Annotated in this window: 17 protein-coding genes and 1 other annotated feature; of the genes, 10 read left to right on the forward strand and 7 right to left on the reverse strand. The window is 51.0% G+C overall.

Annotated features, from left to right (window positions below):
* Window positions 1–60: 60 nt before the first annotated feature.
* The 4 genes from C4F51_RS04915 to C4F51_RS04930 form a co-directional block, all read right to left on the reverse strand.
* Window positions 61–1,464 carry an ATP-binding protein gene (locus tag C4F51_RS04915; RefSeq protein ID WP_235992280.1) on the reverse strand — a complete coding sequence of 468 codons (1,404 nt, stop codon included), beginning with the start codon at window positions 1,462–1,464 and terminating at the stop codon, window positions 61–63.
* 6 nt (window positions 1,465–1,470) lie between these two features.
* Window positions 1,471–2,154 (reverse strand): response regulator transcription factor, encoded by a 684-nt coding sequence (locus C4F51_RS04920; RefSeq protein ID WP_193907708.1) that lies wholly within the window; start codon window positions 2,152–2,154, stop codon window positions 1,471–1,473.
* 37 nt (window positions 2,155–2,191) lie between these two features.
* Window positions 2,192–2,521: a PepSY domain-containing protein gene (locus C4F51_RS04925; protein WP_193907709.1), complete on the reverse strand. Its 330-nt coding sequence runs from the start codon at window positions 2,519–2,521 to the stop codon at window positions 2,192–2,194.
* A gap of 143 nt (window positions 2,522–2,664) precedes the next feature.
* Window positions 2,665–3,207, reverse strand: coding sequence for a glycine zipper 2TM domain-containing protein (locus C4F51_RS04930; RefSeq protein ID WP_193907710.1), 543 nt, complete (start codon window positions 3,205–3,207; stop codon window positions 2,665–2,667).
* 318 nt (window positions 3,208–3,525) lie between these two features.
* Here C4F51_RS04930 and cpdA point away from each other — a divergent pair, with 318 nt between their 5' ends.
* From cpdA to C4F51_RS04965, 7 genes are all read left to right on the forward strand, one after another.
* Window positions 3,526–4,350, forward strand: a complete 825-nt coding sequence (cpdA, locus tag C4F51_RS04935) for a 3',5'-cyclic-AMP phosphodiesterase (protein ID WP_193907711.1) — start codon at window positions 3,526–3,528, stop codon at window positions 4,348–4,350.
* 27 nt (window positions 4,351–4,377) lie between these two features.
* Window positions 4,378–5,028 (forward strand): YqiA/YcfP family alpha/beta fold hydrolase, encoded by a 651-nt coding sequence (locus C4F51_RS04940; RefSeq protein WP_193907713.1) that lies wholly within the window; start codon window positions 4,378–4,380, stop codon window positions 5,026–5,028.
* On the forward strand, window positions 5,021–6,910 hold the full coding sequence (gene parE / locus C4F51_RS04945) for a DNA topoisomerase IV subunit B (protein WP_193907715.1): 1,890 nt from the start codon (window positions 5,021–5,023) through the stop codon (window positions 6,908–6,910). The genes C4F51_RS04940 and parE overlap by 8 nt, the downstream gene beginning before the upstream one ends.
* Window positions 6,911–7,408: 498 nt before the next feature.
* Window positions 7,409–8,434, forward strand: a complete 1,026-nt coding sequence (locus C4F51_RS04950; protein ID WP_193906647.1) for an IS110 family RNA-guided transposase — start codon at window positions 7,409–7,411, stop codon at window positions 8,432–8,434.
* Between the two features lie 288 nt (window positions 8,435–8,722).
* A complete protein-coding gene (locus C4F51_RS04955; protein ID WP_193907716.1) occupies window positions 8,723–9,094 on the forward strand; it encodes a hypothetical protein in 372 nt (123 codons plus the stop codon).
* A 125-nt stretch (window positions 9,095–9,219) separates the two neighbouring features.
* Entirely contained in the window at window positions 9,220–9,834 is a 615-nt protein-coding gene (locus C4F51_RS04960; protein WP_193907717.1) for a LysE family translocator, read from the forward strand.
* An 848-nt stretch (window positions 9,835–10,682) separates the two neighbouring features.
* Window positions 10,683–11,096 carry a helix-turn-helix domain-containing protein gene (locus C4F51_RS04965; RefSeq protein WP_193907718.1) on the forward strand — a complete coding sequence of 138 codons (414 nt, stop codon included), beginning with the start codon at window positions 10,683–10,685 and terminating at the stop codon, window positions 11,094–11,096.
* Window positions 11,097–11,217: 121 nt separating this feature from the next.
* Here C4F51_RS04965 and C4F51_RS04970 read toward each other — a convergent pair.
* The 3 genes from C4F51_RS04970 to C4F51_RS04980 form a co-directional block, all read right to left on the reverse strand.
* Window positions 11,218–12,434 (reverse strand): IS3 family transposase gene (locus C4F51_RS04970; RefSeq protein WP_193906707.1). Its coding sequence is split into 2 segments (ribosomal slippage): window positions 11,218–12,155 and window positions 12,155–12,434, totalling 1,218 coding nucleotides; the frame shifts between segments, so codons are not numbered across the junction.
* Window positions 12,040–12,156: a sequence feature (AL1L pseudoknot), on the reverse strand. (Overlaps the previous gene by 117 nt.)
* 284 nt (window positions 12,435–12,718) lie before the next feature.
* A complete protein-coding gene (locus C4F51_RS04975; RefSeq protein WP_193907719.1) occupies window positions 12,719–13,699 on the reverse strand; it encodes a hypothetical protein in 981 nt (326 codons plus the stop codon).
* A 152-nt stretch (window positions 13,700–13,851) separates the two neighbouring features.
* Entirely contained in the window at window positions 13,852–14,586 is a 735-nt protein-coding gene (locus tag C4F51_RS04980) for an AraC family transcriptional regulator (RefSeq protein WP_193907720.1), read from the reverse strand.
* 103 nt (window positions 14,587–14,689) lie between these two features.
* Between C4F51_RS04980 and C4F51_RS04985 the strand changes: the two genes are divergently transcribed.
* From C4F51_RS04985 to C4F51_RS04995, 3 genes are all read left to right on the forward strand, one after another.
* Complete coding sequence (locus C4F51_RS04985) at window positions 14,690–15,541, forward strand: sugar phosphate isomerase/epimerase family protein (protein ID WP_193907721.1); 852 nt, start codon at window positions 14,690–14,692, stop codon at window positions 15,539–15,541.
* A 74-nt stretch (window positions 15,542–15,615) separates the two neighbouring features.
* Window positions 15,616–16,743 (forward strand): Gfo/Idh/MocA family protein, encoded by a 1,128-nt coding sequence (locus C4F51_RS04990; RefSeq protein WP_193907722.1) that lies wholly within the window; start codon window positions 15,616–15,618, stop codon window positions 16,741–16,743.
* Window positions 16,744–16,850: 107 nt separating this feature from the next.
* A complete protein-coding gene (locus C4F51_RS04995; RefSeq protein ID WP_193907723.1) occupies window positions 16,851–20,372 on the forward strand; it encodes a PVC-type heme-binding CxxCH protein in 3,522 nt (1,173 codons plus the stop codon).
* Window positions 20,373–20,459 lie beyond the last annotated feature (87 nt).

The raw sequence follows: 20,459 nt of genomic DNA on the forward strand, positions 1-20,459 counted from the left end.
TGAGGCTGTGGGTAGTAACAGGCATCCGTGCGACCTGTTTAGCGGTGCTACTGGTTGCTGTCAGGTGGCAGCCTGGTTCATGCCGGGCAGGCACACGCTGAAGCAGGTGCCGGGTTGCCCGTTGTCGGTAATGGCAAGCGATCCCTGGTAGCTGTTGATAATATCCAGCGCCACCGCAAGGCCAATGCCCTGGCCGGGTCGCTGCGTATCCAGCCGTTGCCCGCGTTGCAATATCCGTTCGCGGTCGGTGGCCGGGATGCCGCTGCCGTCGTCCTGAATGGTCAGGCACAACTGCCGCTGCGCAATGGCGCCGCACACCATAATATGTCGCTCGCCATATTTAAATGCGTTATCGAGCAGATTGCCGAGCAGTTCCATCAGATCCTGCTCATCCCCGGCGAATACCAGGCCTTCGCCAATCTGCACGTCGCAGGTGACCATTTTGTCACGATAAACTTTTTGCAGCGCGTTCACCAGCCGCTGCACCAGCGGCGCTACCGGTGTGAACTGATGGTTGCCCTGTTGATGGCTGGCCACTGCGCGTTGTAACTGATAGGTCACTACCTGGTTCATGCGCTGCACTTGCTCGGCGACGGTTTCTTGTAAATCCTGGCTGCGCGTTTCCGGTGTGAGTTTGCTTTGCAGCACAGCCAGCGGCGTTTTCAGGCTGTGGGCGAGGTCGCTCAAACTGTTGCGATAGCGCTGCCGCAAGGATTGTTCCCGTGCCAGCACCAGATTGAGGTTGTCGACGATTTGCTGCAATTCGCGCGGGTGCTGGCCGGAAATATCCCGGGTTTCGCCGTTTTGCATCGCCGCCAGCGAGGCCGCCAATTGCTTCAAGGGGCGTAAACCCCAATGCAAAATAATGGATTGCACCAGAATCAAAAACAACCCGGCGGCGCCCAGCCATTGCCACAGGCTGGAGCGGTAGGCGCGCAGTTCGGCGTTAAAGTTGCTTTCGGTATGGGTGACCACAAAACGGAACGGATGCCCGTCGCCATTGATGTCTTCCCAAATAACATCGTAGTGGCTGGCAAATTGACGTTGGCCGGTGAGGTGCTGAAAGATCAGTTCGCCGGGTTGGCGCTGGTGGGAAAACAGCGCTTGAGCGGGCACTGTTTTCAGGGCGGCGGAATTGGAATGCCACACCGGTTTGCCATCGCCATCATAAATGTAGGCGTACAAGCCGGAATCCAGCCGTTCAAATTCCGGCTCAAGCAGCGTATTGGGCATTTGCATGCTGGCGCTGTCATTGCCATTCAATTCGGCAACGCTGAACAGTAAATACAAATGGCTGCGCAAGCGGGTTTCTTCGGCGACTGTCTGGCTTTGTTTAAAGCCGCTGTGCAGAAAAAAGCCGGTGAGCCCGAGAAACGCCGGTAGCAATAACGCAGACGCCAACAGCAGACGCGTGCTGATGGCATTTATTTCGAAGGCGTTGCGATAGCGGGCCAGCAGGGTCAAGGTGGGTTAATCCGGTTGCGCGGTGGCGTTGAAGCGGTAGCCGAGGCCGCGCTGGGTCGAGATCAAATTCAGGGTGCCATCCGGGTCGAGCTTTTTACGCAAGCGCCCCACAAACACTTCAATAACGTTGCTGTCGCGATCAAAGTCCTGCGCGTACAAGTGCTCGGTCAATTCGGTTTTGGAAATATTTTTGCCCGCATGCAGCGCAAGGTAGGTGAGTGTGTTGTACTCAAAACTGGTCAGCTCAACTTCCTGTTCATTTAAATAAACCCGCCGCCCGCTGGTGTCGATGCGCAAGGCCCCGTAATTCACTACCGGGCTGGCATGGCCATTGGCACGGCGCAGCAAAGCATTGATGCGCGCCCGTAATTCTTCCGGGTGAAAGGGTTTGGTTAAATAGTCATCGGCACCGGCTTCCAGGCCTTCTACCTTTTCCTGCCAGGCGCTGCGCGCGGTGAGAATCAAAATAGGGAAATGCCGCCCGGCGGTACGCCATTGGCGAATCACCGAGGTGCCGTCAATCAATGGCAGGCCGAGGTCAATAATCACCAGGTCGTAGTCGGTTTCCTGGCCCATAAACAGGGCATCGCGGCCATCGGCGGCGGTATCACAGGCATATTTTTCAGCCGTGAGTTGTTGATTGATTTGTTCGCGCAAGGCGGGTTCGTCTTCGACAATCAATAAACGCATAAAGCGGTCTCCGCGCAGGCGTCAGCAGTGGTGGGGCTTAATTCATGATGGCGCCGGTCTGTGCGTTCACATTGACCGTGCGCATATGACCGGAAGATTGCAGAATTTTCACACTGTAAACGGTAGTGCCGTTACTTTGGCGGGTTTGCACACCCATCACCTTGCCACCAATTTGACGCTGCACGCGATCCGCCGCTTCTGCCGCTGACAGTGCTGCACGCTGCGGTTGCTGGCGCTGATTCTCCTGGCGAGGCTCCGGACGCTGATTATTGGCCAGCGCTGCTGTGCTCACCGCGAGCAGTGAGAGCAATAGCAGTGCTATTAATAGCAGCTTGCTGTTGGCGGGCAGAGGATGGGGCGGCAACATAACGGTTCCTGATGAGGATCTGGAAAAATAAATATAGCCGGCACTATCGCGTGTGTCTTTACAAACGTCAACGGTCGCAGTCCTGACGGCTGGAGATTGCAGACCTGATTTTAAAACAGGCGTCCATGCCTCACACCGGCGTCCTACCGGTAACCGTAAGCCGGGCGTACCTGTACATTGACAGGAATACGGTCACCAGGGTGGTGGCGGGTTTGGGTCTGATAAACGCGACCTTCATAGCGGTAAGTCACGTTATACCCGGTAATGTGTTGCGAATACTCGCTGCGGTAACGTGTCTGGCAAACCTGTTCGTCGCGATAGCGGGTGGTAGTGCGGCTGTTGCGGTTACTGACATCGCGCCCGATGGTTGCGCCCAGCAAACCGCCAGCTACAGCACCAACATCTTTGTTGCGCTTGCTGTTACCCAGTTCATGGCCAACCGCAGCGCCCACCAAACCGCCAACAATGGTGCCGGTATAGGAACGGGGGCCATCGCTATCGCGGTAAGACACGGTTTCGTAGTGGCAAACCTGCTCGGGAACCTGGTAGGAAGCGCTCTGATAAATCGGCCGCGCATCAATTACCCGCGCATAACGGGTGTGATTGTCGTGGTGGCGTGCCGAGGCCGGTAAGGCGATCAGCGCTGCCAACGCGAATGTACTAATAACACTGAATGTTTTCATCATGGAGTCCTCCCGCACGGGGTCATGGATTTTCAACCAGTGAGTGCAGATTACGAGCCGCAAGCTGAACCGGAACTGAAGCGGAGAAAAAACGGTTACACACGCGTATCCGGTTTAAAAAATGAGAGCTGGTATGCCTTTTTGACAAATGCATACTGCCGAAGAACGGCGGGCAATGGCACAATTGCCGCACTATGCATAGTCTTAACAGCGGTGTATCCCAATCCGTTTTTTTTCTGTGCGAATTGTGGTAAATCCTGCACATTTGCCGGGGTTTAACATGACTTTCAATGAACATGTAACAGGAAATATCGACGCGAGATGGATGCTTTAAGATCGACGTCAACTGTCAAAGAGATGCCTGTGCGCCTGATTCAAATTACCGATTGCCATCTTGGCTCTCACGCCAATGAGTCCCTGTTGGGGTTGAATACGGAAGAGAGTCTGGGTGATGTCCTGCAGCTTATTGCCAACGAGCACGACGCCATTGATTGGCTGGTGTGCACGGGCGATATCGCCAGTGAGGGGCACGACACCTGTTATGAGCGCTTCGTGCATGCCGTCAAACAGCACTTTTCTGTGCCGTTAGCCTGGCTGCCGGGCAATCACGACTCTGCATCCGTCATGGCATCCACGCCGGTGGAAGAACTTCCCGAATCCCGCGTTATCGTGCTCGACAACTGGGTGGTGGTGTTGCTCGACTCTTCCGTGCCCGGTGAGGTTTACGGTGAACTGGAGCAGGCAGAGCTCGATTTCCTGCAACAAACCATTACCCGCTACCCGGAAAAATACGTCATGGTGATGTTGCATCATCAGCCGGTACCGGTCGGTAGCGCCTGGATAGACGCCTACATTCTGCGCAATGCCCCGGCGTTATTTGCCATTATTGATGGCAACCCCAAAGTGAAAAGTGTGGTGTGGGGGCATGTGCACCAGCAGTTTTTTGGTCGCCGCAATCACATCACCTTATTGGGTACGCCGTCTACGTCGGTGCAGTTCAAACCGGGCTGTGACGATTTCACCGTCGATACCAGTATGCCCGGCTATCGCTGGTTTGATCTGGGTGCCGATGGCTCCTTTGAAACCGGCGTTTCTCGCGTATCCGGTGACCACTACCAGATAGATTACCAATCGGGTGGCTATTGATCGGGCATTTCGCTATCGTAAGCGCCCATGTCATCCCTCATTTACATTCACGGTTTTCTCAGTTCGCCGCAGTCTTTCAAGGCGCGGCAGCTGCAACAATGGCTCGCTGCACATCGGCCTGATGTGCAGTGGCATTGCCCACATCTCACGCCTTACCCGGAACAAACCCGCCACACCCTCGAAACCCTGGTAGATCGCTTCCTGGCTGAAAATCAGCCGGTGGGCGTGATGGGCAGTTCGCTGGGCGGCTTTTGGGCCACCTGGCTGGCAGAAACCCGCAATGTAAAGGCGGTGCTGGTAAACCCGTCCGTATCGCCCTGGCAATTTATGCCGGAATATCTGCACCGCGACCTCACCGCCTGGCATGGAGAAACGGTTTACCGTTTGAACGAAACACACGTTGAAGAAATACGCGCTTGTGAGCGTGCTATTCTTCTGCCTCATAATTACTGGTTGCTGGTGCAAACCGGCGATGAAACCCTGGATTACTCCCGCGCCGTAGCGCGCTATCGCGATTGCCGGCAAACCGTTGAAGACGGCGGTGATCACAGTTTCCAGGGCTTTGAACGCTACCACCAGCAAACCATCGAATTTTTGCTCGGGCCCGCTGCAATGCGCTCCGACACTGCGGCAACACCGCCATTGTTTTCAGGGGAAATCACAACACACTATGGCTAATTATTCTGCAGAAGATATTGAGGTTCTCACCGGCCTTGACCCGGTAAAAAAACGGCCGGGCATGTACACCGAAACCACCCGCCCCAATCACCTCGCTCAGGAAATTATTGATAACAGCGTCGACGAGGCGCTGGCCGGACACGCCCGTCAACTGGACGTGATTCTGCACAAGGATCAATCCATCACCGTAAGCGACGATGGCCGCGGTATGCCGGTAGACATTCACCCGGAGCAAGGCAAACCCGGTGTTGAAGTTATTCTGTGTACGCTGCACGCCGGTGGTAAATTTTCCAACAAAAATTACCAATTCTCCGGTGGTTTGCACGGCGTGGGGGTGTCGGTGGTAAACGCCCTCTCGGAAAAACTCGAAGTGACTATCAAGCGCGATGGCAACATCTACCGCATGGGTTTTGCCAACGGCGACAAAGCCAGCGACCTGGAAGTGATCGGCAGCTGCGCCAAGCGGCAAACGGGCACCAGCGTGCGCTTTACGCCCAACCCGAAATATTTCGATTCGCCGAAATTTTCCGTCAGCCGTCTGCGCCATGTGCTTCGTGCCAAAGCGGTACTGTGCCCCGGCCTTACCGTCACCTTTCTTGACGAGCAAACCGGCGAACAGGATGTCTGGTTTTTTGAAGATGGCCTGAAAGATTATCTCTCCACGGCTACCCGCGAATGGGAAACGCTGCCAGCAGAACCCTTCACCGGCGATTTCAGCAGCAAAACCGAAGCGGTCAGTTGGGCGATACAGTGGTTGCCGGAAGGCGGCGAACTGATTCAGGAAAGCTACGTTAACCTGATTCCTACCGCGCAGGGCGGCACCCACGTTAACGGCTTGCGCACCGGCCTGCTGGATGCCATGCGTGAATACTGCGAGTTCCGCAGTTTAATTCCGCGCGGTATCAAATTGGCCCCGGAAGACATCTGGAGCAACTGCGCTTTTGTGTTGTCCTTCAAGTTGGCCGACCCGCAATTTTCCGGCCAGACCAAAGAGCGTTTAACCTCGCGTGAAGCCGCCGGTTTTGTATCGGGCATCGCCAAAGATGCCTTCGCGCTGTGGCTGAACCAGCACACCGAAGAAGGCGACAAGCTCGCCGACTACTGCATCAACAACGCGCAAAAACGGGTTCGCTCCAGCAAAAAAGTGGCACGAAAAAAAGTCACCCAGGGGCCAGCGTTGCCTGGCAAATTGGCTGACTGTTCCGGTAGTGATCCGGCACGCGGTGAATTGTTTCTGGTAGAAGGGGACTCGGCGGGCGGTTCTGCCAAGCAGGCGCGTGATCGCGAATGCCAGGCGATTATGCCGTTGCGCGGAAAAATTCTGAACACCTGGGAGATTGACTCCAACGAAATTCTCGCCAGCCAGGAAGTGCACGATATTTCTGTGGCGATCGGCCTTGACCCGGGCAGTGAAGATTTATCGGAGTTGCGCTATCACAAGGTTTGCATTCTCGCCGATGCTGACTCGGATGGTTTGCACATCGCCACGCTGTTGTGCGCACTCTTTGTTCGTCACTTCCCGGCGCTGGTAAAAAACGGCCACGTATTTGTTGCCATGCCACCGCTGTACCGCATCGACATCGGCAAGGAAGTCTATTACGCGCTGGATGAAGGCGAGAAAAAAGGCATACTCGATCGCCTCGCCGCTGAAAACAAAAAAGGAAAAGTTAACGTGCAGCGCTTCAAAGGGCTGGGCGAAATGAACCCCTTGCAGCTGCGCGAAACCACCATGGCACGCGACACCCGCCGTCTGGTGCAACTCACCATCGAAGACGGCGACGCCACCCATTCTGTAATGGACATGATGCTCGCCAAAAAACGCGCATCCGATCGCAAAGCCTGGCTGGAATTAAAAGGAAATCTCGCCGATATCGCGGTTTAACCGCAACCTGCACAACCCGGCGCGCCCAACAAAAAAACTGTAAAAATGCGAGCAAGGATGCTCCAGCAGGTTCAACGGGCGCTGCTATTCACCGCAAAAAAATTCCAGTTTCTCCATATCAATAAAACTCCCTCCCTCTGCGTACCTGTACAGTCTATTCATGAACCCTCCCGGTTATGGCTTGTTTAACAGCTGAAAGTGGCTTGAAAAATAGCTTGCAATCATGCGCGCCAGTATTAATATCAACCACTTGCACGGATGAACAGCAAGATAACAGGCCATGACCAGGGAAATAACAAGCCCGCTCGTTTCCCTCCCCACCTGGCTGCGCCGCCTCCTGTTGATCCCGAATAAAAACAATCGCTTGCCTGTGGGTTTTAAGACGCTTTCTGTGTTGGATAACCGGCTGGCGCGATATACAAATAATGGTATGGACGCCCCTCTCTCAAGTGCCAAATAATAAAGGTACTTGATTCTGACATCAGAGAGGGCAAGGCTATGAGCGAACATGTTGCTGTGATCGGGGTTGATCTTGCAAAGAATGTATTTCAGGTTTGTGCTGCCAGTGGTTCAGGTAAAAGGTTAATTAATAAAAAAATAACCCGAGCAAAATTATTAGATTTTTTTGTTAACCTGCCGCCCTGTCTGGTGGGCATGGAAGCGTGCAGCAGCGCCCATCATTGGGCAAGGCAAATACAAAAGCTGGGTCACCATGTGAAGTTAATACCACCTCAATTTGTAAAGCCTTACGTAAAAAGCAATAAAAATGACGCAGCAGATGCGGACGCAATTTGTGAGGCTGTGACCCGGCCTACCATGCGTTTTGTTGCCATAAAGTCCGAGGAACAGCAAGCACTGCTATTGCTCCATCGGGATAGAAAGGGGTTGGTGGGGGAGAGATCTGCAATAGCCAATCGACTCAGGGCGTCTTTGGCTGAGTTTGGCTTGATTGTTCCCGTTGGTATACACAAGTTGAGAGCCTGGTTGCAACAGGATTATGGTGCCTACGAAGAGACCCTTCCCGTGATGATGAGGCTCCATGCGCAACGATTGGCTGGCAGGCTAAGGCAAATTGATCAGCACATTGATGAAATCGAACACGAGATAAAGCGCTACAACCCGGATATAGAGCTTACGAAACGGTTACAAGAAGTTCCAGGTATAGGTCCTTTAACTGCGTCGGCATTGGTGGCGACTATCAAAGACGGCAGCAGTTTCAAGAGTGGAAGGGAGTTTTCAGCGTGGCTTGGTCTTGTTCCCCGCCAGCATTCCAGTGGAGGAAAAGATCGCCTGCTGGGCATCAGTAAACGAGGCGATACCTATTTGAGAACGCTTTTTATTCATGGTGCAAGAGCAGTTATCAAACATATGAATCCCAGGCGATCTATGACTCCCTGGATCGCAGAGTTAATGAGGCGTCGTCACCGGAATGTAGTTATTGTTGCTTTGGCAAACAAGCTGGCTCGTATTGCCTGGGCACTGATGAGCAAAGGCAAAAGTTACGATGAAGCGTTTGGATTTTAATCGATAAATAAACTTACGCACAGTGTTGCGCAGGCAAGAAAACTGAAGGCAATGTAGATGACATCGTAATTGGGTAAGTCTGGTCCTAACATGGCTCATAACAAGAGCGAACAAATGATAAGACCCCGATTAGCGAATACCATCAGGGACCGTAGATAAATTCTACATCGGGAGTCCGGATAGATGGCTGCAACACACATTGACTACAAAAAATTGCTTGCAAAACCCGGGGCGTCCATAGATGTTAGGCTCATGCGCAACTGCATCTTATATTCGCAAAGGTAAACTATGCATTGGTACTACCTGATCTTGGGTTACTTCTTACTTATCATTGCATTAGGTCTATTTTCTTATAGATTGCACTTTCTATTTACAGGAAGAAGTGTTTCAGGTGTAGTTACTAACATCATCACCAGAAAAAGAACACTTACAGGCAATACCAATTCAACTCTTATAGAAATTTCTTACAAAAATTCAAATGGAGTTGATTGTAAATTTGAGGCTGACAACGGGTTATTAATTTTTTTCTATAAAATTGCAGACTCCGTAAAGCTATCAGAAAAAAATGGCAAAGTAATCGTTAGCTCATTATTTAATATTCTTACGGCACCAGTTTTTCTTTTTATCATGGGCTGTGTAATTTTGGTTTTTCTTGCCTAACAAGGCAATGAACTGGATGGTTTTTAAGTAGCGCCTTTATGCCATTCCGCTTCGCTACATTTTGTAGCATAAAGGCGCTACTTAAAAACCACCGTTTATCGCAACGTTACGCATAAGGAAGCTTCATGACAATTGCCAGCATGTTATCGTTATTTGTAGCCTTGGTTATTTTAGCGGTAATTCCTGGGCCGGGAGTCTTTACCGTTGTGGCTAGGTCAATGGCATCTAGTTTTTCTCATGGCTTAGTTACAGTCTTCGGTATTGTTGCCGGTGATTACATTTTTATCATTCTATCGCTTTATGGTTTATCTGCGCTTGCAAGCACAATGGGTGGCGTCTTTACATTTATAAAATATGCGGGTGCTGCTTACTTGGTTTTCCTCGGAATTAAATTGCTTCTATCAAAATATAGTTCCGTAGAAGTGAAGCCCATTATTGAACTGTCATTTTTTCCAAACTTCGTTGCGGGCCTAGTTACTACGTTAAGTAACCCAAAAGCCATTCTTTTTTACGTTAGCTTTTTTCCGGCTTTCATTAATGTGCAGAATGTTACTGTTGTCGAAATAGGCCAACTATTACTGGTCGCAACTATAGCTGTGGGCGGTGTTATGGTCACATACGCTTATGCAGCAAGTAAAGCTAGAGTCCTTTTTAAAAGTTCAAGAGCCGAAAAAACACTTAATGTAGCTGCGGGAAGTATTATGGTTGGCAGCGGTGTTCTCCTAGCCACAAAAGCGTAACAAAGTAATCAAACGGATGGCTTTTAAGTTACACTTTCGTCATTCCGCTTCGCTCCATTTGATGGCAAAAGTGCAACTTAAAAACCACCGTTTATCACGGCGTTAGCGCTCATGGGGAGGGGATATGGCACGTCGGGCAAATAGCAACGCTGGTATCTGGCTGATCGGCGGCCTTGTGTTGATCATTGCAATGTGTCGCGGCGGTAGCAACGACATCCCCACTTCGCCCGCTAGCACGTTGGTTGCACCAGCGCCTGGAGTTTCCGTCTCGCCACCGCAAACTGAAGCCATGTACGTCGCGACCAGCGTCCTCAATCAGCGCTCTTCACCTAACGGTGCAGTTGTAGCCAAAGCTTCTGGTGGTGATTCGCTAACAGTGTATGAGAACAAAGACGGCTGGGCTCGCGTATCTCCAGACGGGGCAAGTCAGCGTTGGGTGGCCTCAAGGTTCTTGTGCTCTGGTTCTGGTTGCTACTCGCCACCAGTCCGGAAGCAGCCTGGCAACCGCACCGATCGTCCTGACCGGAGCTACTACGATGACAGTGGCTGCCCCTGTTCAGAGGACCGGGTTTGCATCGGTCCTCGTGGCGGCCGTTACTGTATTACTTCGGGCGGAAATAAAAGATACGGGGTATGAGCGCTAACAATGCAAATCAGACCGACGGCTTTTCCGTTTCTTGTTTTGCGGTTTAGCTCGAGGCTACCGCAGAACAATTCTCTATAAGGTCGCAGCTGTTTGCGGTGTTATGTTACCAAATTGGGCACTGTCGGCATGCTGTCGGGTCTTTTTCGTAACCGCCAGCCCAATTTTTTGTCATTGTGACCGCTCAGAGCAGCGAGGATTTAAAATGATTGTTAGAAAATTGAGAGATGAAAGGAAATGGTCACAGGAGCAGCTTGCAATATTAAGTGGTCTCAGTATTAGGACTATTCAGCGTGTTGAAAGTGGTCAAAGTGCCAGCTTGGAAACTCTTAAATCACTCGCCTCTGTATTTGATGTTGAGATATCGAAATTAACAGAGGAGATCACAATGATTGATAAAAAGGCAGAAGTATGGAGATCACAGCCCTGGTGGTTTAGGTGGTCTTTTTTTGGGGTGCCTTCAAGAAGAGTTCAGCTAGCCCTTGAGCTATTGGCTTTACTCGTTGGAATTGGAGCTATATTTGTTGCGGATAATCATCTTATCGCGCCGGCATTTTTACTGGCAGCGTATTTTACGGGATGGACCGTTCGTTACGGGGATAGTAAAAAGGTCTGGTAGGGCGGTAACATAACAAGCGATTAACCGGGTTTAATGTCGGTTGCTTCTATTTTTTTGCTTAAATAGCGAACAATAGAAGCAATGAATCGCCCCGACTTTTTCGGAGGCGGTTTAATTTGAGTCATGCTACATGAGCCAACTCGGTTTGTTGATAAAAAAATTCCTCGAACTCCTTTGGCGGCACATAACCCAACGCACTGTGAAGCCGACGGTTATTAAACCATTCAACCCATACAAGTGTCGCCATCTCCACAGCATCAAGATTTTTCCACGGTGCGCTCTTATGGATAACCTCGGTTTTGTAGAGTCCATTAATCGTTTCAGCTAAGGCGTTATCGTAAGAATCGCCCACGCTCCCAACCGACGCATTAAATCCTGCCTCAGCAAGGCGTTCGGTGTAGCTGATGGATAAATATTGGCTGCCCCTGTCACTGTGATGAATCACGCCACGCGGTTTTCCTCTTGCCCACAATGCCTGCTCCAATGCATCCAGAATTAAATCCGCCTGCATTGTCGTCATCGCTCGCCAACCAACAATGCGACGTGAAAATACATCGATTACAAAGGCGACATAGACAAAGCCTGACCAGGTGGCGACGTAAGTAATGTCGGCAACCCAAAGTTGATTTGGCTTGTCCGCTTTAAAGTGACGGTTAACCAGATCTTGCGGGCAATGTGCCTTGTGATCGGGGATCGTTGTTTTACACTTTTTGCCACGACGCACACCTTCAATACCCAATTGACGCATGAGCCGCTCAACGGTACAACGAGCCACATCAAACCCCTCTCTACGCAGTTGTTTCCAGATTTTTCGCGCACCATAATTGCGATTACTCTCAGTCCAAACACGCTGTATTTCAACGACTAAACGCTCATCCTGCTGAATTCGCCGCGCCCGCAACTCGGGTGTTTTCTCCAATTGCTTGTGCCGATAATACGTTGATGGTGCAATCTGTAACTGCTGACAAATCGGCTCGACACCAAAAACACTTTTATGGGCATCAACAAAGTGGATTAGAGTTTCGGTTTGCGGTCGAGCTCCGCCTGGGCAAAAAAAGCCGAGGCTAAACGCAGGATTTCATTCGCACGTTTGAGTTCACGGTTCTCGCGCTCCAAGGCTTTAACTCGCTCGGATTCGGTAACGTTTGCAGTGTCGGGAGCGGCGCTATTGGATTCGATTCGGTTTATCCATGCACGGAGTGTTTCAGGTGTACAGCCAATCTTGCCGGCAACAGAAGTGATCGCCGCCCAGCGCGAGCTGTGATCTTGTTCGGTGGTGAGCACAAGCCTTACAGCTCGTTCACGCGTTTCAGGTGAATATCCGGGTCTCTTTTTCATAGGTTAATTCTCTCAAGAAAGTTAGCCTCCGACAAACCCGGAGCGATTCACAATTACAATTCGCCGGTTATAACTGCGGTATGTGCACCTATCTACAATGATTATCACCAAAAGATCCTTATTAAAGTTCTGGAGTTAATAATTCTAAAAAATCAACGCCCCTTTCGAGGTATTGCTATCAGAGCTTTGTTTTGCTTCTGAATCGCTCAAACCTGTGGATCACACTGAGAGTGCAGAGATAGTTACAGGAAACTATCGAGTAAAGGCGTGTGGCGCAAGACAGGCTACAGGCCGCGCATTCTTGTCAGCTCCAGAATGCCGGGGTGTGTATTGCCATTTGCCAGATGTGATCCATCTTTCAAGGCCGCATGGTACTGTTCACGAGCATCAGCCATAATTGTCAGAAATTTATCATGTACATGGCTGCTCGTAGTGGCATGCGAAAAATTCATTCCTTCCATCAACCAGGTTGCCGATACCTCTTTGGGTAGATAACGATTTTTTGATGCCCCATGAATATGCTGAGTTAGCGAGTTTTCGATCATTTTCAGCGCTGCGCCATTAAATGCGTCTATAGCTTGATGCAGCTTGTCGGCGACTTTTATTTCTTTCGGGTTATCCAAAGCCTCCTGTACTTTTTCCAGATCCTCATCATTAAGCCCATCACTGCCTTTACTAACCGCTACCGGTTTTCCATCACGAAAAACGATGTCATAGCTATCAGGATCTATATTAAATTCTTCCAACATGTATTCCTTGAATTCCTCCACGGCAGCGGTAACATCTTTTGCGGCTTTTAAATACGTGTGCTGAGCTTCAAATAAAATATTGGCAACCGCTACGTTGATGCGGTCACTTTGCAAGGTTCCGGCAAAGCCGGTTTTTAGATGGCCGTTTTCATCCACGGTAGGTAATCGTAACCCTTCTTCCATCAGTTCCTTTAATGTCAGGTGACTTAGCCGCTCATCCTCCGCAGAGGCAAACGGTCGCCTTGTGCCGCTTTCCAGTTCTTCGCGGGTAACCCAGGTGGCGGCAAGGCGAGTCATATGTTCACTCTGTTCCCCCATAGAAGAAAATCGGGAGGTCATGGTGTAATCGTGAGTGAGTTGGGAAGCTGCAGGAGATAAGGTGACGATGACAGAGGGCGATGCGTTGTTGCTCGAGGTAAATACCCTGTTTTCAGGCGCTTTGGATGCGTCTTGGGGTGAAGGTTTTTTTGACGGATTTGTCAAAATTTGCAGGTGGTTCAGATTAACGAATTCCATATCAATATATCCTGAAAGAGCCGTGCTTTATGAGTATGACGGCCTCTTTCCAAAAAACTTTATACTTATCATCAAATTTTCGCACCTGTTGATTTTGTAGGCTTCCAACGCCCCACCCATCTGCTCGCACCTTCCGGATTTGCGAGCAATGGTTATAAATTCACAGAATGCTTTTTCCGGTAGGCCAGCGGATTAATCCCCAGTGTGCGTTTGAAGTGGCGGTTAAAGTTGCTGTGGTCGTAGAAGCCGCAGTCGATGGCGATTTCGGCAATCGGCTCGCGGGAATATTTCAGACGGTCGCTGGCGATGAGTACGCGCAGGCGCACGAGATATTGTGAGGGGCTGATACGAAAGGTATCCGCGAAATGGCGCTCCAGTTGTCTTTGAGAGAAGCCGAATTGGCTGGCAATGTCGGGAATACTCAGTCGTTCCTTGTAATTGGAGCGAATATGGCGCACTACTTGATATAGCGGATTCTGCGAGTGATCCAGCATCCTTTCATAACTTTGCACAATGCCGCACAAGCCGCACACCTTGCCTTGCAGATCAAACAGCGGCAGCTTCTGGGTGATAAACCACTCCGGTAAGCCTTCCCGTGTCGGGAATAATTCAATCAAATCCAGCATTGGCGTGCCTTTTTCCAGCAGCGCTTCGTCATCGCGACGATATTTACCTGCCAGATAGGGCGGAAATAATTCTTCATCGCGCTTGCCGCGAATCTCTTCCGGCGAGCGACGGCCGCAGTGTTCGGCAAAAGCCTGATTGCCCGTAACGATGCTTCCTTGACAGTTTTTTACAAAGTACATGACGTTAGGCATGTATTCAAAAAGCTGCGTGGGAGAGTGCCGCGGGTCGAGTTGTGAAAAAAAAGCATCCAGATCGTTCATGTCGAAATCGTACAATTTTTTTACGATAAGGTACAAGCCTGATTTTGCCTGGCAAGATAGCATTAGCGCACAACATAATTATTTAATGCGGGAGACCTGTCTTATGGAATTCGGTGCCAGTACCTGGTTGTGGACTTCGCCCTTCACCAGTAACCAAATTGCCCTTCTCGAAAAAATTGCCGCACAAGGATTCGACTTTGTCGAAATACCCGTTGAGGCCGCAGAACACATATCCGTTGCCCAGCTGAAACCGGTATTGGCAAGGTTGGGGCTGGATGTGGTGATTTGTACCGCCGTGACCGGTGAGCGCAACCTCAGTTCGGACGATGCCGCGATACGCAAAAATGCACTCCAGTATTTCGAGTCGTGCATTGCGCTGGCCGCTGGGCTGGGCGCTTCCTGCGTAGTGGGGCCGCTTTATGCGTCGGTGGGCAAGGCTCGCCTGGCTACTGAAGCACTGCGCCAGGCGGAGTGGGAAAGATCGGTTGCCGGGTTGTCGCAATTGGCGGACACGGCAAGTTTGCACGGTATTCATTTGGGTATTGAACCCTTGAACCGGTTCGAGACGGACATGGTCAATAACGTTGACGATGCCTTGCGTATGGTGCAGCAGGTCAACAGCCCATGGCTCGGTATTTCATTTGATACCTTTCATATGAATATCGAAGAAACCAGTTTCCGCTTTGCTGTTGAGCGCGCTGGCGAGCGGCTGGTGCATGTTCAGGTGTCGGATAGCCATCGCGGTGTGCCGGGTGATGGCAATAGTGACTGGGCCGGTTTGCGTGAAGGTTTGAAGGCAATTGGCTACAACGGAAAAATTGGTATTGAAAGTTTTTCGCCGGATGCTTCCAGCCTGGCAGAGGCTGTGTGTATCTGGCGGCGCTTTGCTGAAAACCAGGATGAGTTTGCCAGCAAAGGGTTGGCGTTTTTGCGCGGTTGGTGGTCTGAAGTTTAAATCTGAAGTTTAAATCTGAAATTTAACTGTCTGAAAGATAGCTATCTGAATCTAACAATAAAGAGGAATCCATAATGAGTAAATTAAAAGTTGGTCTGGTAGGTCTTGGTTTCGGTGCTGAATTTATCCCGATTTATCAGGCTCACCCCAATGCAGAAGTCGCCGCGATTTGTCAGCGTAACCAAAGCAACATGGATACGCTGGTTGAGCAATTCGGTATTCAGGGCAATTGCTACACCTCCTATGAAGATATGCTGGCCGACCCGACTGTGGATGCGGTGCATATCAACACGCCGATTGCCGATCACGCGCGTCATACCCTGATGGCGCTGGAAGCTGGCAAACACGTTGCCTGTACCGTGCCTATGGCAACCTCGGTAGAAGATTGCGAGCGCATTGTGCAAGCATCGAAAGATCGTGGCCTCGTGTACATGATGATGGAAACCGTGGTGTACAGCCGCGAGTTTTTATTTGTAAAAGAACTTTACGAACGTGGCGATCTGGGCAAAATTCAATTTTTGCAAGCGAGCCACCAGCAAGACATGAACGGCTGGCCGAGCTATTGGGAAGGTATGCCGCCAATGCATTACGCTACTCACTGTGTTGGCCCGGTGTTGGGGCTGGAGCGCAAACTGGCGAAAGCGGTTTCCTGTGTGGGCTCGGGTCGTATCCGTGACAATCTGGCGCAAGTTTACGGTTCTCCGTTTGCGGTTGAGTCTTGCCATATTCAATTGCAGGATTCCGATGTGGCTGCACAAATTCACCGTTCGCTGTTTGACACGGCACGTCAGTATCGCGAAAGCTTTAACGTCTACGGTTCACTGAAATCTTACGAGTGGCCATTGATTGAAGACGAACAACCGGTTATTCACACGCTGGGCAAGCCCGAGCCGGAAATTCCCTCCCGTGTTGAAGTGCCGGATTACGCACATTTATTGCCTGAAGCTATTCGTCACTTTACCGGTCGCGGTGTTTACGATTCGGATAGCAACCAGCATTTGAGCTTTACTCAGGGCGGCGGTCACGGTGGTTCACACCCGCATCTGGTGCATCAGTTTATTCGTGCGGTGCTGGAAGGTCATAACGCTTACCCGAATGCGGTTGAGTCGGCCAATATCAGTTGTGTGGGTATTCTGGCTCATGAGTCGGCGCTGGCAGGTGGCAAACTGATGGCAATGCCGGAGTTCACCCTCAAGCCGTAAGAACCTTTTCGTTCTGCTACTGCGGTCCTGAATAAACCGCAGTAGCAGGCTGTATGTCGGGCAGGTTTCCAACAAGCTATAAAACACCACTTATAAAGACTAGAGCTATGAATATTATTAAAAATAATCCGTTAGCCAAGCCATTCAAAACTCTCACGCTGTTAGTCGTTTGCTTTGCCTTGCCTTTTGGCAGCGCGGTGGCAGATGACGAAGCAGGTATTATTAATTTGCTTTTTGTGGGGCACGAGCAGCGCGAAGGCTCGGGATATCACCTCTCCCATGTTTACGCACCCATGTTGAGCCAGTCGCTCGGCCACGAAAAAATCCGTCTGGAATATCATGAAGATCTTTCATCGTTCACCGATGAAGGGCTTGCGCAATATGATGCGGTCATGTTGTACGCTAACTACGACGAACTGAAACCGGCGCAGGAAAAAGCGCTGCTCGATTACGTGGATAATGGCGGTGCTTTTTTGCCGATACACAGCGCCAGCGCCTGTTTCGGCCATTCCGATAATTTCGTCAAACTGGTCGGCGGTCGTTTTCACAGCCACGGCTATGAAAGCTTTACCACGCGCACGGCACCGGGCCAGGAGAATCACCAGATCCTTCGCGGTTTTAAAAATTTTGAAACCAAAGATGAAACCTATGTACACCGCGACCATAACGAAGCCGGCCGCACGGTATTGACGTTGCGTGAAGACGAACCCTGGACCTGGGTTCGCGAGCAGGGCAAAGGGCGGGTTTTCTACACCGCGTACGGTCACGATGAAAATACCTGGGGGCAACCGGCTTTTCACGACCTGCTGATTCGCGGCATTTTGTGGAGTGTTGGCGACGAAAAGCGCGATGCCAATCGTGCGCTGGTAAAAACACTACCTAAAGCGGTGTATGAAGATAAAGGCACCATCCCCAACTATCGCCGTGTATCACCGCCACCGCAATTCCAGAACCCGCTGTCTGCTGAAGATTCCATGGCGCTAACAATGGAAGAGCAGGGCTTTGAGTTGCAATTGTTTGTTGCCGAGCCGGATATTGTTAACCCGGTGGCATTCACCTGGGATGATCGCGGCCGGTTATTTGTGGTGGAATCGGTTGATTACCCCAACGAAGTGCATCCGGATAGCAAAGGCAATGACCGCATCACCATGTGTGAAGACACCAACGGTGATGGCCGTGCAGATCGCTGTTCGGTATTTGCCGATGGCTTGAATATTCCCACCGGTATTGTTGCCGTCAACGGCGGCTTTATTGTGTCGCAAGCGCCACACTTTCTGTTTTTGAAAGATACCGATGGTGATGGCAAGGCAGACGTTAAGGAAATTATCAACAGCGTTTGGGGCGTTGATGACACCCACGCCGGCCCATCCAATTTGCGTTACGGCCATGACAACCGCATCTGGGGTGGTGTGGGTTATTCGGGTACCGAAAGTGCAAACCAGGGTAACTTCCAGAATGGTTTGTTCCGTATGGATGTTGATGGCACTAACATCGAACCCATCGCCCAGCTGAATAACAATACCTGGGGGCTTGGCTTAAGCGAAGACTTCGAAGTGTTCGGCTCTACCGCTAACAATGCGCCGGCCTGGCACGTACCGGTATGGCGTAATTTCCTCTACGGTAAACACGATGGTGTATCACCGGGGATGGCTGCAAAAATTGACAGCTTCTCGCAAGTGTTTCCGGCCACCTACAACTTCTTGCAAGTGGATGCGCACGGTCGTTACACCGCCGGTTCCGGTTTTAATCTTTATACCGCACGGGCTTTCCCGGAGCGTTTCTGGAATAGCAGTGCCTTTATTGGTGAGCCAACCGCGCATTTGCTGGGGCAATTTTTCCTGAAGGAAAATGGCTCTACTTATAAAGCCAACAACCGCGGTTCCATTGTTTCCAGTACCGATGAATGGCTGTCGCCGGTGTATTCCGATGTCGGGCCTGATGGTCAATTGTGGATTGCTGACTGGTACAACTTTATTATTCAGCACAACCCCAAACCGACCAAAAATTCGGCTGGCTTTGATGCAGAAATGGGCGCAGGTAATGCCCACGTAAACCCGCTGCGTGATGGCAAGCATGGTCGTATTTACCGTCTGGTTTCCAAGCAGGCAACGGCACAAGCCTCTCTCGATTTGAGCAAGGCTGATACCGCCACACTGGTAGAAACATTTGGCAACGACAACATGTTCTGGCGTATGACGGCGCAAAGCAAACTGGTGCAGGAAAAGCGTACCGATGCCATTCCCGTGTTGCGTAATATCCTGACCGGTGCCGCGCAGATTGATGCCATTGGCCTCGACCCGCGTTCTATCCATGCCATCTGGACGCTGCAAGGTCTGGGTGCTTTTACCATGGAGCAAAAAGCCAACGCCAAAGCCATTCAGGCCGCGCTGAAACATACGTCGGCGGCCACCCGTAAAAATGCCGTGCGTGCGTTGCTCGAAAGTGGTTCCGCTGCGGATTTGAAACTGGCGGCTGCGCAACTGCAAGACAAGGATGCCAAAACCCGCCTGTGGGCCTTGTTGGCCATCGCCCAGCAAAAACCCTCCAAAGAGGCGGCGCAACAATTACTGCGTTTGCGCACCGACTTAACGCAAGACGAGTGGTTGGCAAAAGCCTTTACGCTGGCAGCGATACAGCATGGTGAGTTTTACTGGGATGCGTTGAACCGTGGCGGTTCTGCGGTGAAAGGCGATTTCCTGAAAGGCTTCGCCGCCCAGGAACAAACACCGGAATATCTGCTGGCCAAAGATCACCTTTCCGGCGATAAAGTTGACTTCAATAAAACGCTGACCTCCTGGAAGCGTATTTCCGATGGTCGTTTGCCGTTGATGGCAATGGGTGTTGTGGAAGTGTGGCGTGCCGGTTTGAAACAGCCCTCCGATAAAGAGCTGGAAAATTTGCAGGCGCTGATTGATACCTTCGACAGCGATGCGCAAATGGCTTTCAAACTCAAAGCATCCGGGCTGGCGTTGAACTTTAATAAAGTGGAAGAGGCCGCCTATGCAAAATACCACGAGCAATATGCGTTCAAACCGCATGTCAGCAACTGGGGTTCGAAAGATAAAGGCCTTGAGTTATATCAGCAACATTGTGCCAGTTGCCACAGCGGTAATGCCGGTGGTGATCAGGCGTTGGGTGCACCGTCTCTTGCCGGCATGGACAATTGGTATGTGCAAATCCAGTTGCAGAAATTCCTCGCCGGGTTGCGTGGTACTCACTTCAAGGATGTTGATGGCATTTCCATGCGCGCTGCACTGGAATTTATGCAGCCGGAACAAACCGTCTATTTTGGTGCGTCGCTGGCACACTATGTAGAAAGTTTGCCGAAGGTTGAGCAGCCGGTAACTGTGACTGGAAATGCACAACGCGGTGCGGAACATTACGTAACCTGCGTTGCCTGCCACGGTGCCGATGGCAAAGGTAATCGCGAACTGGAAGCACCGCCATTGGCCGGGCAAGCCGACTGGTATTTGTTAAAGCAGTTGGAAAAATACCAAGCCGGCGCTCGCGGGCATGATCCGCGTGATGTGCAAGGCCAACAAATGGCCGCGATGAGCAAGGTGTTGCCCGATGAACAAGCTGTCAAAGATGTGATCGCCTTCATTCAGACGCTCGCTAATAAAAAGTAAAATAGCAACCTTTACATAGATAAATCATTGAGCCTCGACACGGATGTCGGGGCTTCTTTGTTTGTCCGTTCCCTTTTTCCAAACCGC

Origin of the sequence: Cellvibrio polysaccharolyticus (assembly GCF_015182315.1) — a bacterium.
Lineage (GTDB): Bacteria > Pseudomonadota > Gammaproteobacteria > Pseudomonadales > Cellvibrionaceae > Cellvibrio > Cellvibrio polysaccharolyticus.

What these genes read in the sequence shown, in the direction of transcription:
- C4F51_RS04920 (WP_193907708.1), bottom strand. Translation starts at nt 2,154, where the DNA reads ATGCGTTTATTGATTGTCGAAGACGAACCCGCCTTGCGCGAACAAATC.
- C4F51_RS04925 (WP_193907709.1), bottom strand. Translation starts at nt 2,521, where the DNA reads ATGTTGCCGCCCCATCCTCTGCCCGCCAACAGCAAGCTGCTATTAATA.
- C4F51_RS04930 (WP_193907710.1), bottom strand. Translation starts at nt 3,207, where the DNA reads ATGATGAAAACATTCAGTGTTATTAGTACATTCGCGTTGGCAGCGCTG.
- cpdA (WP_193907711.1), top strand. Translation starts at nt 3,526, where the DNA reads ATGGATGCTTTAAGATCGACGTCAACTGTCAAAGAGATGCCTGTGCGC.
- C4F51_RS04940 (WP_193907713.1), top strand. Translation starts at nt 4,378, where the DNA reads ATGTCATCCCTCATTTACATTCACGGTTTTCTCAGTTCGCCGCAGTCT.
- parE (WP_193907715.1), top strand. Translation starts at nt 5,021, where the DNA reads ATGGCTAATTATTCTGCAGAAGATATTGAGGTTCTCACCGGCCTTGAC.
- C4F51_RS04950 (WP_193906647.1), top strand. Translation starts at nt 7,409, where the DNA reads ATGAGCGAACATGTTGCTGTGATCGGGGTTGATCTTGCAAAGAATGTA.
- C4F51_RS04955 (WP_193907716.1), top strand. Translation starts at nt 8,723, where the DNA reads ATGCATTGGTACTACCTGATCTTGGGTTACTTCTTACTTATCATTGCA.
- C4F51_RS04960 (WP_193907717.1), top strand. Translation starts at nt 9,220, where the DNA reads ATGACAATTGCCAGCATGTTATCGTTATTTGTAGCCTTGGTTATTTTA.
- C4F51_RS04965 (WP_193907718.1), top strand. Translation starts at nt 10,683, where the DNA reads ATGATTGTTAGAAAATTGAGAGATGAAAGGAAATGGTCACAGGAGCAG.
- C4F51_RS04975 (WP_193907719.1), bottom strand. Translation starts at nt 13,699, where the DNA reads ATGGAATTCGTTAATCTGAACCACCTGCAAATTTTGACAAATCCGTCA.
- C4F51_RS04980 (WP_193907720.1), bottom strand. Translation starts at nt 14,586, where the DNA reads ATGAACGATCTGGATGCTTTTTTTTCACAACTCGACCCGCGGCACTCT.
- C4F51_RS04985 (WP_193907721.1), top strand. Translation starts at nt 14,690, where the DNA reads ATGGAATTCGGTGCCAGTACCTGGTTGTGGACTTCGCCCTTCACCAGT.
- C4F51_RS04990 (WP_193907722.1), top strand. Translation starts at nt 15,616, where the DNA reads ATGAGTAAATTAAAAGTTGGTCTGGTAGGTCTTGGTTTCGGTGCTGAA.
- C4F51_RS04995 (WP_193907723.1), top strand. Translation starts at nt 16,851, where the DNA reads ATGAATATTATTAAAAATAATCCGTTAGCCAAGCCATTCAAAACTCTC.